Here is a 16805-nt window from a genome sequence, read left to right as displayed (position 1 = left end):
AGCGCCGCAGATCCTTGTTAGCAGAGAAGATCGTAGCCGAAAGCCTTCCCGCACCGGAGCAGCTCGACCACAACCGCATATCGACATAGGGCTGGCCGCCTCCTTGCATGTGCCGGCCCGCCATGGCGGCATGTCTGTCGGCTGCAGGCAGCGAAACGGGCGGCATCGACGCCGGCTCGAAACTAGACCACACTGGTACCGAACGGAACAAAATCGCAGGCGATGGGCAGGGCGCCCCGACCATTGCGTCGGAGATGCGGCATCGTTTGCGCCCACAGTCACGCAAGTATGGGGACAATTCAGATGAAGCTCGTCACCGCCCTGGCTTCGGCCACGATCCTGGCACTTTCGGCCCTGCCGACGCTGGCGCAGACGCCGTCGGTCTTACGTATCGGGCTGCAGGAAGACCCCGACATGCTGGATCCGCACAAGGCCCGCACTTTCGTCGGCCGCATCGTCTTCAAGGGCCTGTGCGACAAGTTTTTGGACATCACGCCCGACCTGAAGATCGTCCCCCGGCTGGCGACGGAATGGTCCTTCTCTGAGGACGGCAAGACGTTGACGATGAAGCTGCGGCCCGGCGTCAAGTTCCATGACGGCGAGCCTTTCAACGCCGAGGCCGCCAAGGCCAATCTCGACCGCGCCCGCACCCTGCCCGACTCGCTGCGCCGCTCGGAGCTCGCCTCGGTCGACAGCGTCGAGGTGGTCGATCCGATGACGATCGCACTCAAGCTGAAGCGGCCAGACGCGACGCTGCTGGCGCAACTCACCGACCGGGCGAGCATGATGATGTCGCCGAAATCGCTCTCCGGCGATGTCGCGGCCAAGCCCGTCTGCTCGGGCCCCTACAAGTTCGTCGAGCGCGTGCAGAACGACCGCATCGTGCTGGAAAAGTTCGCGGACTTCTGGGAGGCGGACAAATATGCGTTCGACCGCATCGTCTACCGGGCCATCCCCGACACCACGGTGCGGCTGGCCAATCTACGCTCGGGCGAGCTGGACATGATCGAGCGCCTGGCCGCCACCGACGTGAAATCAGCTCGCGCCGACAAGAGCCTCAAGGTCGTGGACACGCCCGGCATCGGCTATCAGGGCATGACGCTGAACCACAACAATGGCGAGATGGCGAACTCGCCCTTCTCCAAGGACAAGCGCGTGCGCCAGGCGTTCTCGCTGGCGATCGACCGCAACGTCCTGAACGACGTCGTCTTCGAGGGCACGCATCCGCCAAGCATGCAGCCCTTTCCGCCGGCCTCGCCCTATTTCATGAAGGAGCTGGTCGTCACCAAGCGCGACATTCCCAAGGCGAAGGCGCTGCTCAAGGAAGCCGGCGCCGAGCGCGTCAAGCTCGACATGATGGTGACCAACAACCCGGTCGATGCCCAGCTCGGCCAGGTCGTACAGGCGATGGCCTCAGAGGCCGGCTTCGACGTGCAGCTGCGTTCGTCGGAATTCGCCAGCCAGTTGCGCGACCAGCAGCAGGGCAAGTTCCAGCTCAGCCGCGTCGGCTGGTCGGGCCGCGTCGATCCCGACGGCAACATTCACCAGTTCGTCCATTCGACCGGCAGCCAGAACGACGGCAAGTTCAAGAATGCCCGCATCGACGAACTGCTCGACAGGGCCCGCACCGTCTACGACGTCGCCGAGCGCAAGAAGCTCTATGACGAGGCGCAGACGATCATGCAGGACGAGATGCCGCTGATCTATCTCTACAACCAGCCCTGGTTCTTCGCGATGCGCGCCAATGTGTCGGGCTTCGTGGTCAGCCCCGACGGCATGATCCGGCTGGCGGGATTGAAGAAGCAGTGAGGGCAGCTTTTCTCATGCTCGCACAGAGCGGCGCTCACCTGTCCCCTTCCCCCCGCCTGCGGTGGGGAAGGGTTAGGGATGGGGGGGCGTGCAGGAAGAGGCGAAACGGCTCGTCTTGGCGACCCGCCCCCCCACCCCGGCCCTCCCCACCGCAAGCGGGGGGAGGGAGAAGAGCTCCATGCTGACCCTCATCGGACGGCGCATCCTGATCGCGCTGCCGACGCTGTTTCTGGTGTCGATCTTCGTGTTCGCCCTGCAGCGCGCGCTGCCGGGGGATCCGTTCCTGGTCATGGCCGGTGAGGAGCGCGATCCGGAGGCGATCGCGCGGCTGCGGGCGATCTACCGGATGGACGATCCGATCGTGGTGCAGTTCTTCGCCTGGCTCGCCCAGGTGGTGCAGGGCGATTTCGGGCGCTCGCTGCGGACCGGCGAGCCGGTTCTCGGGCTGATCCTGCAGAAGCTGCCTGTGACGATCCAACTTGCCACGGCCTCGATCATCATCGCGATCGCGATCGGTCTGCCGGCCGGGATTCTGGCCGCCCGGCGCAAGGGCAGCGTGGTCGATTACTCCGTCAGCGCGGTCGCCCTGACTGGTCTCTCGATCCCGAATTTCTGGCTCGGCATCATGCTGATCCTGGTGGTTTCGGTGCAGCTCAGATGGCTTCCCGCATCGGGATACGAGTCGATTTTCGTCGATCCGAAGGCCGCCATCGAGCGGTTGATCCTGCCGGCTTTCGTCCTCGGGAACGGCCTGGCCGCCTTCATCATGCGCCATACGCGTTCGGCCATGCTCGAGGTGCTGCGCTCGGATTATGTCCGCACCGCCCGCGCCAAGGGGCTTGACGAAGATACGGTCGTCAATCGCCACGCGCTGCGCAATGCGCTGATGCCGATCATCACGCTGTCGACGCTGCTCTTCGGCGAATTGCTGGCCGGATCGGTTCTGACCGAGCAGGTCTTCACCATCCCCGGGTTCGGCAAGCTGATCGTCGATGCGGTGTTCAACCGCGACTATGGCGTGGTCCAGGGCGTGGTGCTGTGCACCGCGATCGGCTTCATCCTGATGAACCTCCTGGCCGACATCCTCTATGTCCTCGCCAATCCGCGACTGAGGACCGGCTGATGGCGGATGCAACCCTCGACAAGCCGGCGCTGGCCACAGCCGGCGAGACGCCGCTTCCGAAGCGCCGCGGCGCGATCGGCAAGCTGCTGCGCAACCGCTCGGCGCTGATCGGCGGCACGATGGTGCTGCTGTTCCTCCTGATGGCGGTGCTGGCGCCGATCCTGCCGCTGGCGGACCCGCTGAAGTCGAACTTCCTCGCCATCCGCAAGCCGCCCTCGGAGCTCTACTGGTTCGGAACGGACGAACTCGGCCGCGACCAGGTTTCGCGGCTGTTCTACGGCGCGCAGACCTCGCTGTTGGCCGGCGGAGTCTCGGTGATGATCGCGCTGGCGATCGGGCTGCCTTTCGGCCTGCTTGCCGGCTGGTATGGCGGCTGGATCGACATCGCGATCTCGCGCGTGACCGAGGCGATGCTGGCCTGCCCGTTCCTGATCCTCGCCATCGCCTTCGCGGCGATCCTCGGCCCGTCGCTGACCAATGCGATGATCGCGATCGGGCTGTCGGCGGTGCCGATCTTCATCCGGCTGGTGCGCGGCCAGGTGATGAGCGTAAAGGCCGAGGATTTCGTCGAGGGTGCCCGCTCGGTCGGCGCGCGCGACCTGCGGATCATGGTCGTGCACGTGCTGCCGAACACAACGTCGCCGATCGTGGTGCAGTCGACGCTGTTCATGGCGCAGGCGATCATCCTGGAGGCCTCACTATCGTTTCTGGGGCTCGGCCAGCAGCCGCCCTCCCCGTCCTGGGGCCAGATGCTGAACGTGGCCAAGAACTTCATGGAACAGGCGCCGTGGATGTCGGTGGCGCCCGGCATCGCCATTTTCCTCGCCGTGCTGGGCTTCAACCTGCTCGGCGACGGTCTGCGCGACGCGCTCGATCCCAAAGACAACTGAGACCCAAGGATACGCCCATGTTCACCACCCGCCCCGAAATCCTCGGCACTTTCGGCGTCGTCACCTCGACGCACTGGCTCGCGACCGCGTCGGGCATGGCCATGCTGGAGAAGGGAGGCAATGCCTTCGACGCCTGCGCGGCCGCCGCCTTCGTGCTGCAGGTGGTCGAGCCGCATCTCGTCGGCCCGGCGGGCGACATGCCGGCAGTGTTCTATTCGGCGAAGTCGAAGAAGGTCGAGGTGATGTGCGCGCAGGGGCCCTCCCCCCAGGCCGCGACGATCGAGGCCTTCAAGGAACTCGGGCTCGACATGATCCCGGGCTCGGGGCTGCTCGCGACCGTGGTGCCCGGCGCCTTCGGCGGCTGGATGGCGCTGCTGCGCGACCACGGCCTGCTGAGCCTGCGCGAGGTGCTGGAGCCCGCGATCGGCTATTTCGAGAACGGCCATCCGATGCTGCCGCGCGTCTCGGACACGATCGGCTCGCTGACGGACCTGTTCACCAATGAATGGCCAACATCGGGCGCGGTCTATCTGCCCGGCGGCAAGGTGCCCGAAGGGCGCAAGCTGTTCCAGAACAAAGCGGCGGCCGAAACCTACAAGCGCATCCTGTCTGAGGCCGAAGCGGCAGGCCCCGACCGCCAGACCCAAATCCAGGCGGCCTATGACGCCTGGTACAAGGGCTTCGTCGCCGAGGCGATGGACAGGTTCTGCCGCACGACCGAGGTAATGGATTCCTCGGGCCGCCGGCACAAGGGCCTGCTGACCGCCGACGACATGGCGCGCTGGCAGCCGAGCTACGAGGCGCCCGCCAGCGTCAATTATCATGGCTGGGAGGTCTTCAAGATCGGCGCCTGGGGCCAGGGGCCGGTCTTCCTGCAAACGCTGAAGATCCTCGAAGGGATCGACATCGCGGCGATGGGGTCGACGAGCCCGGCCTTCGTGCATCACGTCATGGAGGCCATGAAGCTCTCCTTTGCCGATCGCGAGGCCTATTACGGCGACCCTGATTTCGTGAAGGTGCCGCTGGCGACGCTGCTTTCGGACGACTATGCGCGCGGACGGCGCGACCTGATCTCGGACAAGGCCTCGCACGAATTACGGCCAGGCATGATCCCCGGCTTCGAGACGCAGGTGTCGCGGATGCTGGCCAATCTGCGGATCGCCGGTCAATCGGGCAAGGGCGGCGCCAGCGTCGGCGAGCCGACCATGGCCTCGATGGTCGCGGCCGGGAAGACAGGCGACACCGTCCATATCGACGTCATCGACAAATGGGGCAACATGATCGCCGCGACCCCCTCGGGCGGCTGGCTGCAATCCTCGCCGGTCATTCCGGAACTCGGCTTCCCGCTGAATTCGCGCGCGCAGATGTTCTGGCTGGAGGACGGGCTGCCGGCATCGCTGGCGCCGTTCAAGCGCCCGCGCACGACGCTGACGCCGACGCTCGCCTTCGAGAACGGCGAGCCGCGCCTTGTCTTCGGCACGCCGGGCGGCGACCAGCAGGAGCAATGGCAGATGGGGATGTTCCTGCGCCGCGTGCATCACGGACTGAACCTGCAGGAGGCGATCGACCTGCCGCTGTTCCATACGCAGCACTTCCCTTCCTCCTTCTACCCGCGCGAGGCGCGGCCCGGCCATCTCATGGTCGAGGAGAGCATCGGCGAGGCGGCGCTGGCCGATCTGGAAAAGCGCGGGCACGCCGTCGAGCGCGCGCCGGCCTGGACGGTCGGCCGGCTGACGGCGGCCGAGACCGGTTCGGACGGCCTGTTGCGGGCGGCAGCCACCCCGCGGCTGATGCAGGCCTACGCCGCGGGGCGGTAGGACCTCGAAATTTCTTTAACCTCGACGCTGCGGCTTCCGATCCCCTCCCCCCGCTTGCGGTGGGGAGGGTTAGGGTGGGGGGCCGAAAAGCAGGTCTCGACCTGATTTCAGCGCCTCACCAAGCGGAACTGCCCCCCACCCCGGCCCTCCCCACCGCAAGCGGGGGGAGGGAGAAGCATGAAGCGCGGACGCTCACTTCGCGTCGAGCAGGTCCTTCACCGAGAGCAGGACGAGTTCGTTGTCGTCGGCCTTCTTCGGATCGCGCGACGACGAGAACGGCAGGTTGTTGTCGTTGCCGACGACGATGACGCCGTTGGCGCGATCGACGACATCGACGTTCTCGATGGTGAAGAAGGGGAAGGGCAGCACGCCGTCGATGGCGCCCTGCTTCGCCTTCTTGTCAGGGTCGGCAATCTTGAGCAGGTCGATATAGCCGACCTTGCGCACCGACTTGCCGACATTGGCGTCGGTCATCTCGATCTTCACGACGCGCTTGAACTTTGCGAGGTCGTGGAAACAGTCGGGGCCGCGCTGGCCCGCCGCGCAGGCACGGTCGGCGGTCCCTTCGCCATTGTCGCGTTCGATGATCAGCGCGGTGGTCGCATCGATCATGTTGAAATCGCCGATGGCGTTGCCCTTCTGCTCGAGCGGGAAGAACCAGGAGCGGCCGGTCCACTTTTCGGCGGCGACATCGAATTCGAGGATGCGCAGGACTTCCTTGCCGTCGACTTCCTCGTTGCCCTTGGTCTCGGCGTTCCAGAGCGGACCTTCGAGCAGCGGGTAGAGGAAGCGCCCGTCCGGCGACTGGGCCATGCCCTCATAGCCCTTGGACCGGCGAACGTTGAACTCGACGGGCAGATTCGGCGCGGCCGGCGTGGTCACGGCATAATGGTCGGGCGAGCGGGCGGGCTTGCCATCGACCGTCGTCTCGAACACGGCCTCGACCTTGCCGGTCGCATCGACGCGGATGAGATAGGGTCCGAACTCGTCGCCGATCCAGAACTTGCCGCCGATCGGCTGGATCGACTCGGGGTCGAAGTCGGAGCCGGTCAAATAGCGCTTCTCGGTGCCCTCGTTGGCGATGCGGAACGGCACCTTCTTGTCGGGATCGTGCAGGAAGGTGGTGGCGGTGCGCTCGATCGTGCCGCCCGCGAAATCGGCCTTCAGGCGGTGGAAATACAGCATGGCGTCGGGCGAGTTTGCCTTGGCGCCGAAGCCGTTGTCGGTCAGCACCAGGAACTCGCCATTGCCGAGCGAGCGAATGCCGGAGAAGCCCTGCACGGGCTGACCGGCGAAGGGCGTCGAGAGGCCGGTCGGGCGGCCGCCCGAGGTCCCCATGACGGTACCGACCGCCTCGACGCGTTTGCCGGGCGTGGTGAACTTGCCGGAGACCTTGAGGTCGGCCGGCGCATCGGCGGGAGCGGCGACCATGGTGTTGGCCGGCAGCAGCGCATGGCCGAGCAGCTTTGCCGGGAACTCCTTCTGAGCTTCCTGGGCGCCGGCGAGCATGGTGGAGGACAGCAGCAGGGCTGCGACGAGGGACAGGCGCATGGGACGCTCCGGGTTGGGGGATGGCCCCTCCGCTTGGCCCCGGCTGATTTCAGCGCGACGACGGGCGCGTGACGTTGGCGTGACGATCCGCCTTTGTCATTCCGGGGCTCGCGAAGCGAGAACCCGGAACCCACGACCGGGCGCGATCTTCAACAAGGCCAGTCGATCACACTCATCCCGTCGTGGGTTCCGGGCTCGCGCCTGCGGCGCGCCCCGGAATGACAGCTGGTGCTCAATACCCCCTTGCCGGATCGACCACATGCTCCAGCGGCTCGCCGGCTTCCAGCCGCCTGATCTGCGTCGCGATCAGGCTCGCCACGGCGTCCGGCTCCGACATCGCGGCGTTGTGCGGCGTTACCGTCACGGCGGGATGCGTCCAGAGCGGTGAGTCTGCGGGCAGCGGTTCGGTCTCGAAGACGTCGAGCGTCGCCCCCTTCAGCGTGCCGGCCTCGAGCGCAGCGAGAATGTCGGCCTCGACCTGGAGCCCGCCGCGGCCGGCATTGACCAGGAACGGCCCGCCCAGCCGGCCGTTCTGTGCCAGGCCGGCCAGCAGTGTCGCGTTGATGGTTCCGCGCGTTTCAGGCGTCAGCGGCAGCAGGCTGACGAGGATGTCGGTGCGGGCGAGAAAGCCTGCCATTCCATCGGAGCCTGAGAAGGTTGCCAAGCCATCGACAGTCTTTGGCGAACGGCTCCAGCCGGCGACGTCGAAGCCCATCACCTTCAGCTTGCGGGCGGCGTCGAGACCGAGTTCGCCCAGCCCCATGATGCCGACGCGCACCGAGCGGGCGGCAGGTTGATTGCGGTCATCGTCCCAGCTCTTCAGCGGTTGCTGCCGGTCGTAGCGCCGCTGCTGGCGCAAGATCATCAGGCAATGCAACACGATGTATTCGCTCATCCGCGTCGTCAGATCGGGATCGACTACGCGGGCGATCGGCGCTTCGGGAAGACGCGAATCGGCGAAGAGATGATCTACGCCGGCGCCCAGCGAGAAGATCGCGGCGAGGTTGGGCAAGCCGGCAAGGCTGCCCTCGGGATGCTTCCAGCTCGCGACATAATGCACCGAGCGCCGGTCGAAGGGCTCGCCGAGCGTCACGATCGGCATCTCCGGCAGCAGCGCGGCGAAACGCTCCCGCCAGTCTTCAAGATGCCAGCCGGTCATCGCCAGAAGCAAACTCATGCGTGCGAACTCTCCGTGATCCGCTCCGCGACCAGCGCGCCGCGTTCCGGCCTACCTTCTCCCAGGCGATAGGCTTTCCGCAAGCGCAGTTGGGCAGCCTCAAAACCGGCTTCATCGCGGGCGTGCACGATGCCGAGCGGGCGGCCCGCTCCAACCGCGTCGCCGAGCCCCGCGAGATCGACGATGCCGACGGCGTGGTCGATCGGGTCCTGTGGCCGCGTACGGCCGCCACCGAGCGCCACCACGGCGAGCCCGACGCCGCGCGTGTCGATCGCCTGGACCGTGCCGGGCGAGGTGGCGAAGACCGGCTTTACGATCGGCGCCGCCGCCAGATATTTGTCCGGCCGCTCAAGCAGATCGGCCGGCCCGCCCAGCGCCGCGACCATGCGCGCGAAGCGCTCGGCTGCGGCGCCGCTGGCGAAGGCCGCCTCGATTTTCGCCCTGGCTTGGTCGATATCGGCCGCGAGCCGTCCGAGCAGCAGCATCTCGGCGGCCAGCGCGACCGTGACTTCATGGAAGCGCGGCTCGCGCCGCCTTCCGGCGAGGTGGTCGAGCGCATAGGCGACTTCGAGCGCATTGCCGGCCGCGCTTGCCAGCGGCTCGTCCATGTCGGTCATCAGCGCGGTCGTCGGCAGGCCGGCGCCGTTGGCGACGCCGACCAGCGCGTCGGCGAGCGCCCGCGCCTTGCCGTAATCGGGCAGGAAGGCGCCCGAGCCATATTTCACATCCATCACCAGCCCGTGTAGCCCGGCCGCGAGTTTCTTCGACAGGATCGAGGAGGTCAGCAGCGGAATCGTCTCGACCGTCGCCGTGACGTCGCGGATGGCGTAGAGGCGCTTGTCGGCGGGCGCCAGATCGGCCGTCTGGCCGATGATGGCGCAGCCCTGCTCTCGCACCACTTTTCGGAACAGGGCAATGTCGGGCTGGGTGACGTAGCCCGGCACGGCGTCGAGCTTGTCGAGCGTACCGCCGGTATGGCCGAGGCCGCGGCCAGAAATCATTGGGACATGGCCGCCGCAGGCCGCGACCGCCGCTGCCAAGGGCAGGCTGACGGTGTCGCCGACACCGCCGGTCGAGTGCTTGTCGAGCGCCGGGCCCGGCAGATCGTCCCAGTTCAGCACCGTGCCGGAATCGCGCATGGCCAGCGTCAGCGCGACGCGCTCCTTGGCCGTCATGTCGCGGAAGAACACCGACATGGCGAAAGCGGCCGCCTGCCCCTCGCTGACCGAGCCGTCGGCGATACCAACGACGATCTGGCGGATGTCGGCGTCGGGCAGTTCGGTGCCGTCACGCTTGGCGGCGATGATTTCCTGCGTCAGTTTCATTTCAATAGGGTCCGCTTGCCTGTCCCGCCGCGCCGCCCGCGATCACATCGGCCAGCACCTGATGCAGCCCGCTCGCGCCGAAGCGGAAGGTCTCGGGTGTAGCCCAGCCTGGCCCCATGATCTCGTCGGCGAGCGCGAGATAGCCTGCAGCATCGGCAAGGGTGCGGATACCGCCAGACGGTTTCAGCCCGACCGGCCGCCCCGCCGCCGCCGCGATGACCGTGAGCATCGTCCGCGCCGCCGCCAGGCTAGCCGAGTGCGCGGTCTTGCCAGTCGAGGTCTTGATGAAGTCGGCGCCGGCGGCAATCGCGAGTTCCGAGGCTTCGCGGACACGGTCGAGATCGGGATATTCGCCGGTCTCGAGGATGACCTTGAGCGTCTTGGCCCCGCAGGTTTGCTTGATCTGCTCGACCATGCGGCGGGGGCTCTCGCGGTCGCCCTACAGGAAAGCCCGCCACGGCAGGACGAGGTCGATCTCGTCGGCGCCCGCGTCGAGTGCGGCCTGCGTCTCATCCGTGACCGCGGCGACATCCGTGCCGCCCGTCGGGAAATTGACCACCGTGGCGATGCGCATGGACAAGGGGCCCAGGGTTTGGCGAGCGACGCCGATGAAGCGCGGCCAGATGCAGATGGCGGCGACAGGCGAAGGTCCGCCGCGGGCGCGCTGGCACAGTGCCTGCACACTGGCCGCGCTGGAATCCTCTGCGAGATCGGTAAGATCGAGCAGCGCCAGCGCGCGCCTCGCGACCAGCATGTCCGACATGGGCTAGAGCTCCGACAGGAACGCGCGCAGAAGCCGGCGCAGCCCCGTCGTTGCGCCCGTGGCGACGTCGCGCGTCTCGCTGTGGCTCGGTGTGCCGCCGAGCAGGCCCGCGCCCATATTGGTGATGACCGAGATGGCGGCGACGCGAATGCCAAAGCGCCGCGCCAGAATCACCTCCGGCACGGTCGACATGCCGACCAGATCGGCGCCCAGCAGCTTCGCCATCCGGATTTCGGCAGGCGTCTCGAAGCTCGGGCCTGTGAACCACATATAGACGCCCTCGCCGAGATGCGCGCCGGAACTCGCCGCCGCTCTCGTCAGCCGTCCACGCAGATTCACGTCATAGGCATCGACCATCGGCACGAAGCGCCCGTCGCCGATGTCGCCGACGAGCGGATTGGGACCGTTCAGGTTGATGTGGTCGGTGATCAGGGCAAGTCCGCCCGGCCTCAGATCGGGCTTCAGGGAGCCGGCGGCATTGGTCAGGATCAGCGGCGGCGAGCCGAAGGCAGCCAGCATCCCGATCGGCACGCGCATCACGGCCGGGTTGCCGCTTTCATAGTAGTGCGCCCGCCCCTCGAAGATCAGCACCTTCTTGCCATGCAGGGTGCCGTAGCTCAGTTGCTTGGCATGGCCGGAGACCGCGCCCTCCGGAAATCCCGGAATCTCGGCGAAAGGGATCGTGACCCTGTCCAGCATCTCCTCGACGATCCGCCCCAGCCCGGTGCCGAGCACGATCGCGCAATCGATCACGCCATCCATGCCGCGGTCGATCAAGGTCGATGCCGCCTGGTCGAATACTGGATCGGCCGCCATGGCTTGTCTCCCGGTCGCGAAATCACCCGCCCCGGCAGGAGGTCCGGAAAAGCAAATCACCGGCGCAAATTGTCTGGTCCGAAGGACGCTGGCAACAGCTCGGCCAACGAAAAGCGCTGCCTGATGCCGCTTGGCCCGGCGATCGCGACGGGCGTGTCCGGGTTGGCGAATTCGCGGATGCGCTGACGGCAGGCGCCGCAAGGTGTGACCAGTGCCTCGCCCTCGCCCATCACGAGGATGGCCACGATGCGCTGGCTGCCGCCGGCGATCATCGCCGAGATCGCGCCGGCCTCGGCGCAGGCCCCGACGGGATAGGCGGCGTTCTCGACATTGCAGCCGGCATAAATCGCGCCGTCATCGGCGAGGATCGCGGCACCGACCTTGAAGTGCGAATAAGGCGCATAGGCCAGCGGCTGGACGCGGCCTGCCGCCGCGAAGAGAGCATCGAAATCGGAATCGACGGACATGGCGGCTCAGCGTTCCTTGACATAGGGCAGGCCCGAGGCTTTGGGCGGCGTCGACTTGCCGATGAAGCCGGCGAGCAGGATCACCGTCATCAGATAAGGCAAGGCCTGGATCGCCTGCACCGGCACCTGCCCGACGCCTGGCAGGACCACGCCCTGGAGCCGGATCGCGATCGCGTCGAGCCCGCCGAAGAGCAGGCAGGCTCCCAGCGCCGGGCCGGGGCGCCAGTTCGCGAAGATCACGGCCGCTAGCGCGATGAAGCCCTTGCCGGCGGTCATGTGCGGCAAGAAGCCGGCCGATTGCGAGACGGCGAGATAGGTCCCGCCGAGCCCGCAGAGCACGCCGCAGATGATGACGGCGGCATAGCGGAGGCCTGCGACCGAAATGCCGGCGGTATCGACGGCGGCGGGGTTCTCGCCGACGGCGCGCAGGCGCAGGCCGAAACGCGTGCGCTTCAGCACCAGCGCCGTCAGCAGCACGCTCAGGAAGGCGAGGTAGACCGGCGCGGCATGGCCGGAGACGACCTCGTCATAGAGCGGGCCGACGACCGGGACATGCTCGCGCGCCCAAGGACCGAGCGGCCAGGCGAGATCGGGGAAGCGCGCCGCGCCTTCGAGCGAGGGCGTGCGGCCGCCCTGCCCGTACCACGCGTTGCCGAGGATCACGGTGAGACCCGCGGCCAGCATGTTGATGGCGACGCCGGAGACGATCTGATTGCCGCGCCAGGTGATGGCGGCAAAGCCGTGCAGCAGCGCGAGCGCGACCGAGGCGAGGATGCCGGCGCCCAAGCCGGCCCAGGCCGAGCCGCTCTGCCAGGCGACGACCGCCGAGGCGAAGGCCGCGACCAGCATCTTGCCTTCGAGCCCGATATCGACGACGCCCGCCCGCTCCGACCAGAGGCCCGCCATGGCGGCGCAAAGCAGCGGAATCGACAACCGGATAGCAGAATCGAAGATCACGGCGATGGTCTGGACCCATTCCATCGTCAGATGCCCACTCCTGTCATTCCGGGGCTTCGCCCTCGGGTCCGTCCTTCGGCCGGCCCAAGGATAAACTCCGCGAAGAACCCGGAACCCACGACCGGGCGCGCGTGGCCGATGCGGTCACAGCGGGACTCGGCCGGTCGTGGGTTCCGGGTTCGGTCCTGCGGACCGCCCCGGAATGACGGAGGGGCTCGCCCTTTCATACCGTTCGCCCCAGGCGCAACCCGCTCGCGACGATGCGCCTGAACAGCCCGTCAAGCGCGCCGGCGAAGAGGATGATGACGCCGCCGATGACGACGACCATGTCGCGGGTGATGCTCGGCTTGTCGAAGGAGAGTTCGGCCCCACCCTGATAGAGGATGCCGAAGAGCAGGGCTGCGAGCGCGACGCCGACGGGATGGCCACGCCCCATCAGCGCGACCGCGATGCCCACAAAACCGTAGCCGGCGGTGAAATCGAGCAGCAGCCGGTGCTGCACGCCCATGACCTCGTTGACGGCAAGCCCGCCTGCGAGCGCACCGGAGATCGCCATCGCGACCATGGTGATGCGCGCGACCGAGATGCCGGCATAGGCGGCCGCGCGCGGATTGGCGCCGACGGTGCGGATGCAATAGCCCAGCCGCGAACGATAGATCAGCGCCCAGACCGCGACGAGCGAGGCCAGCGCCAGCAGGAAGGCGCTGTTCAGCGGCGTCGCCGGCAGAATAACGCCGAGCGGCGCCAGCAGCTTGTGCATCGGCGTCAGGATCGCATGGGGCGGGAACTCCGCCGTCTCGGGCTGCATCGAACCCGGCTTGCCGATGACTTCGACCAGCAGATAGACGATCACCGTCGCCGCGATGAAGTTGAACATGATGGTGGTGATGACGACGTGGCTGCCGCGTGTCGCCTGCAGCCAGCCGGGGATCAGCCCGTAGAGCGCGCCCCCCGCCGCCGCTGCGAGGACGGCGAGCGGCACCAGCAGGATGCCGGGCAGCGGTGCGAGCCAAAGACAGGCGAACGCAGCGAAAATGCCCGCCACCGTCGCCTGGCCCTCGCCGCCGATGTTGAACAGGCCGGCATGGAAGGCGACCGCGACCGCGAGCCCCGTGAAGATGAAATTGGTGCTGTAGTAGAGCGTGAAGGCGGTGCCCTCGGCCGAGCCGAGCGCACCGCGCAGCAGCAGCGCGGTCGCCTCCAGCGGGCTCTCGCCGATGCCGAGCACGACAAGGCCAGCAACGAGCAGGGCGGCCGCAACGGCAACGAGCGGGACGAGCCCGGCATCGGCCCAACGGGGGAGTTCGATGGGGGCGGCGCTCATGGCGCGGCCCCACAGGATGCGGCGCGGGGAACCCCTCTCCCGGGTGGGAGAGGGGCAGGGGTGAGGGACCGCCGGTGCAGACTGAAGCAGCGGCAGGCCCTCATCAGGCCCTCCGGGCCACCTTCTCCCATCCGGGAGAAGGAAAGAGGCCGTTGCGCGTGCGACAAGGCAGCCACCATCACGCGGCCCGCTCCGTCACACCCGCCATCAGCAACCCAAGATCGCGCTCGTCGGTCGCCTCGGCCTGGCGCTCGCCGGTGATGCGGCCGCCGCACATGGCGAGGATGCGGTCCGACAGCGCCATCACCTCCTCCAGTTCGACCGAGACCAGCAGGATGGCGACGCCGGCATCGCGCAGTGCGATCAGGCGGCGGTGGATGAACTCGATCGCGCCGATATCGACGCCGCGCGTCGGCTGGCCGATGAGCAGCACCTTCGGGGCGCGCTCGATTTCGCGGGCCAGCACGATCTTCTGCTGGTTGCCGCCGGAGAACTTTCCGCTTTTCAGCGCGGGATTGGGCGGACGGACGTCGTAGGCGGTCATTCCCGCCTTCGCATGCGCCCCGACGACCGAGGGCGAGAGGAACGGGCCGGGGCCGAAGGCGGGATCGTCCTGATAGCCGAGGATAGCGTTCTCGGCGGCGGAGAAGGCGGTGACGAGGCCGGCCTTCTGCCGGTCCTCGGGGATATGCATCACGCCGAGCCTGCGCAGGCGCGCCGGAGAGCGGTCGGCAGCGCCGAGGATCTGTCCGTTCAGCCTCACGACGCCGCGCGAGGGCTGGATCAGCCCTGCCAGCGTCTCCAGCAATTCGCTCTGGCCGTTGCCGGCGACGCCTGCGATCCCGACGATCTCGCCGGCATGGAGTGTCAGGCTCACGTCCTTCAGGGTCTCGCAGTTGCGCTCGTCGGTGTAGGACAGACCGACCGCCTCCAGCACGGGTGCGCCGCGCGGGCGCGGCGTCTTTTCGACGCGCAGCAGCACGCGGCGGCCGACCATCGCCTCCGCGAGCGCCGGCGGCGAGGTTTCGCTCGTGGCGACATGGGCGACCATCGCGCCGCGCCGCATCACCGAGACGCGGTCGGTCACGTCCATGATCTCGCGCAGCTTGTGGGTGATCAGGATCACTGTTCGCCCTTGCGCCTTCAGCGCACGCAGCAGCACGAAAAGCTGGTCGGCCTCGGGGGGCGTCAGCACTGCGGTCGGTTCGTCGAGGATCAGGATCTGGGCGCCGCGATAGAGCGCTTTTAGAATCTCAACCCGTTGCTGCAAGCCGACCGACAGATTGCCGACGATGGCGTCGGGATCGATGATGAGGCCGTAATCCTGCGCCAAGCGCTGCAGTTCGGCGCGCGCCCTGGCGATACCGCCGCCGAGCAGCGCGCCACCCTCGGCCCCGAGCACGACGTTCTCGACGACGCTCAGGGTCTCCACCAGCATGAAATGCTGGTGGACCATGCCGATCCCCGCCGCGATGGCGTCGCCCGATGAGCGGATGGTGCGAGGCTGGCCGGCGATCCTGATCTCGCCGCTATCGGCCTCGTAGAAGCCGTAGAGGATCGACATCAGGGTCGATTTGCCAGCCCCGTTTTCGCCGACGATGCCGTGGATCGAGCCCGCCGCGACAGAGAGGGACACGTCCCTGTTGGCCTGGACCGGGCCGAAGCGCTTCGAAATCGCGACGAGTTCGATGGCGGGAGGCGAGACCTCTCCACTCACATCGTGCACTTCGAATCCGACATGTAGTCGTGGACCTTGACGGCGCCTGAGATGATGTCGGCCCTGGCCTTGTCGGCGGCCGCCTTCATCTCCGGCGTGATCAGCGACTTGTTGGCGTCGTCCAGCGCCCAGCCGACGCCATCCTCCTTGAGGCCGAGCACCGACAGGCCAGGCTTCCAAGTTCCGTCGCGGGCGGCCTTGAACGAGGCATAGGCCGCGACGTCGACGCGCTTCAGCATCGAGGTCAGCACCTTGCCGGGCTGCAGCGCATTCTGGTTGGAATCGACGCCGATGCCGAGCTTGCCAGCGTCGGCGGCGGCGCGAAGGACGCCGATGCCGGTGCCGCCGGCGGCGTGGTAGATCACGTCGGCGCCGCGGTCGATCTGCGATTTGGCCAGTTCGCCGCCCTTGACCGGGTCGTTCCACGCGGCCGGGGTCGAGCCGGTCATGTTCTGGAAGATCTCCGCGTCCTTCTTCGCCGCCTTGACGCCCTGGACATAGCCGCAGGCGAATTTCCGGATCAGCGGGATGTCCATGCCGCCGACGAAGCCGACCTTGTTGGCCTTGGAGGCGAGGCCGGCGAGCAGGCCGACGAGATAGGAGCCCTCATGCTCCTTGAACACGATCGACTGGACGTTGGGCAGATCGACAACCATGTCGATGATGGTGAATTTCAGGGCCGGGAACTCGGCCGCGACCTTCTGCAGCGCTGTCGCCTGGCTGAAGCCGACCGCGATGATCGGCGAATGGCCGTCGCGGGCGAAGCGGCGCAGCGCCTGCTCGATCTGGGCGTCGTTATTGGGCTCGAAATCGCGAAAATCGACGCCGGTCTCCTGCTTGAACTTGTCGGCCCCGGCGAAGACGCCCTCGTTGAAGGATTTGTCGAACTTGCCGCCCTTGTCATAGACGACCGCCGGCTTGATCTCTGTCTGCGCCAGAGACGCCATCGCCGAAAGAGCGACGCCGGCCAGCGCCAGCGCGAATGACTTCAACCGCATGTCGTAATCCCCTCATGTGCTGAGCGGTTGAGCCGCCCTGTATGGGCCTACGATGGCATGGCTTGGCGACG

Annotated in this window: 13 protein-coding genes and 1 pseudogene; 4 read left to right on the top strand and 10 right to left on the bottom strand. The window is 67.2% G+C overall.

The genetic code is table 11. The annotated features are described in order from the left end of the window. Positions 1-303 precede the first annotated feature (303 nt). The 4 genes from AXW83_RS01580 to AXW83_RS01565 all read left to right on the top strand — a co-directional run bounded on the left by AXW83_RS01580 (position 304) and on the right by AXW83_RS01565 (position 5639). A complete protein-coding gene (locus AXW83_RS01580; protein WP_066610020.1) occupies positions 304-1809 on the top strand; it encodes an ABC transporter substrate-binding protein in 1506 nt (501 codons plus the stop codon). A gap of 178 nt (positions 1810-1987) precedes the next feature. Continuing rightward, on the top strand, positions 1988-2932 hold the full coding sequence (locus AXW83_RS01575; RefSeq protein ID WP_066610018.1) for an ABC transporter permease: 945 nt from the start codon (positions 1988-1990) through the stop codon (positions 2930-2932). After that, positions 2932-3822 (top strand): ABC transporter permease, encoded by an 891-nt coding sequence (locus AXW83_RS01570; RefSeq protein ID WP_066610016.1) that lies wholly within the window; start codon positions 2932-2934, stop codon positions 3820-3822. The genes AXW83_RS01575 and AXW83_RS01570 overlap by 1 nt, the downstream gene beginning before the upstream one ends. Before the next feature lie 17 nt (positions 3823-3839). Beyond that, positions 3840-5639, top strand: coding sequence for a gamma-glutamyltransferase family protein (locus tag AXW83_RS01565; RefSeq protein ID WP_066610014.1), 1800 nt, complete (start codon positions 3840-3842; stop codon positions 5637-5639). Between the two features lie 192 nt (positions 5640-5831). On the opposite strand, the gene AXW83_RS01560 is transcribed toward AXW83_RS01565, so the two are convergent. The 10 genes and pseudogenes from AXW83_RS01560 to AXW83_RS01515 form a co-directional block, all read right to left on the bottom strand. Continuing rightward, a complete protein-coding gene (locus tag AXW83_RS01560) occupies positions 5832-7190 on the bottom strand; it encodes an esterase-like activity of phytase family protein (RefSeq protein WP_066610012.1) in 1359 nt (452 codons plus the stop codon). A gap of 232 nt (positions 7191-7422) precedes the next feature. Next, on the bottom strand, positions 7423-8367 hold the full coding sequence (locus AXW83_RS01555; RefSeq protein ID WP_066610010.1) for a 2-hydroxyacid dehydrogenase: 945 nt from the start codon (positions 8365-8367) through the stop codon (positions 7423-7425). Further along, the gene (deoA, locus tag AXW83_RS01550) at positions 8364-9692 is read right to left on the bottom strand and encodes a thymidine phosphorylase (protein ID WP_066610008.1); all 1329 of its coding nucleotides are present in this window, start codon (positions 9690-9692) and stop codon (positions 8364-8366) included. The genes AXW83_RS01555 and deoA overlap by 4 nt, the downstream gene beginning before the upstream one ends. A gap of 1 nt (position 9693) precedes the next feature. Then, positions 9694-10455 (bottom strand): annotated as a pseudogene (deoC, locus tag AXW83_RS01545) (deoxyribose-phosphate aldolase). 3 nt (positions 10456-10458) lie between these two features. After that, a complete protein-coding gene (locus AXW83_RS01540; RefSeq protein WP_066610006.1) occupies positions 10459-11271 on the bottom strand; it encodes a purine-nucleoside phosphorylase in 813 nt (270 codons plus the stop codon). A gap of 56 nt (positions 11272-11327) precedes the next feature. After that, positions 11328-11738 (bottom strand): cytidine deaminase, encoded by a 411-nt coding sequence (locus AXW83_RS01535; protein WP_066610005.1) that lies wholly within the window; start codon positions 11736-11738, stop codon positions 11328-11330. Positions 11739-11744: 6 nt separating this feature from the next. Then, entirely contained in the window at positions 11745-12719 is a 975-nt protein-coding gene (locus tag AXW83_RS01530) for an ABC transporter permease (RefSeq protein ID WP_066610003.1), read from the bottom strand. Positions 12720-12918: 199 nt separating this feature from the next. Beyond that, positions 12919-14019, bottom strand: a complete 1101-nt coding sequence (locus tag AXW83_RS01525) for an ABC transporter permease (protein ID WP_066610001.1) — start codon at positions 14017-14019, stop codon at positions 12919-12921. Between the two features lie 178 nt (positions 14020-14197). After that, positions 14198-15736, bottom strand: coding sequence for an ABC transporter ATP-binding protein (locus AXW83_RS01520; RefSeq protein WP_066609999.1), 1539 nt, complete (start codon positions 15734-15736; stop codon positions 14198-14200). Further along, entirely contained in the window at positions 15733-16728 is a 996-nt protein-coding gene (locus AXW83_RS01515) for a BMP family lipoprotein (protein WP_442855238.1), read from the bottom strand. Before AXW83_RS01515 ends, AXW83_RS01520 begins: the two co-directional genes overlap by 4 nt. Positions 16729-16805 lie beyond the last annotated feature (77 nt).

This window comes from Bosea sp. PAMC 26642 (assembly GCF_001562255.1).
GTDB lineage: Bacteria > Pseudomonadota > Alphaproteobacteria > Rhizobiales > Beijerinckiaceae > Allobosea.
The sequence above is the reverse complement of the archived record's forward strand: the minus strand, read 5'-3'. Positions and strand labels throughout refer to the sequence as shown.

Coding starts and splice junctions, on each gene's coding strand:
- AXW83_RS01580 (WP_066610020.1), top strand. CDS start 304: ATGAAGCTCGTCACCGCCCTGGCTTCGGCCACGATCCTGGCACTTTCG.
- AXW83_RS01575 (WP_066610018.1), top strand. CDS start 1,988: ATGCTGACCCTCATCGGACGGCGCATCCTGATCGCGCTGCCGACGCTG.
- AXW83_RS01570 (WP_066610016.1), top strand. CDS start 2,932: ATGGCGGATGCAACCCTCGACAAGCCGGCGCTGGCCACAGCCGGCGAG.
- AXW83_RS01565 (WP_066610014.1), top strand. CDS start 3,840: ATGTTCACCACCCGCCCCGAAATCCTCGGCACTTTCGGCGTCGTCACC.
- AXW83_RS01560 (WP_066610012.1), bottom strand. CDS start 7,190: ATGCGCCTGTCCCTCGTCGCAGCCCTGCTGCTGTCCTCCACCATGCTC.
- AXW83_RS01555 (WP_066610010.1), bottom strand. CDS start 8,367: ATGAGTTTGCTTCTGGCGATGACCGGCTGGCATCTTGAAGACTGGCGG.
- deoA (WP_066610008.1), bottom strand. CDS start 9,692: ATGAAACTGACGCAGGAAATCATCGCCGCCAAGCGTGACGGCACCGAA.
- AXW83_RS01540 (WP_066610006.1), bottom strand. CDS start 11,271: ATGGCGGCCGATCCAGTATTCGACCAGGCGGCATCGACCTTGATCGAC.
- AXW83_RS01535 (WP_066610005.1), bottom strand. CDS start 11,738: ATGTCCGTCGATTCCGATTTCGATGCTCTCTTCGCGGCGGCAGGCCGC.
- AXW83_RS01530 (WP_066610003.1), bottom strand. CDS start 12,719: ATGGAATGGGTCCAGACCATCGCCGTGATCTTCGATTCTGCTATCCGG.
- AXW83_RS01525 (WP_066610001.1), bottom strand. CDS start 14,019: ATGAGCGCCGCCCCCATCGAACTCCCCCGTTGGGCCGATGCCGGGCTC.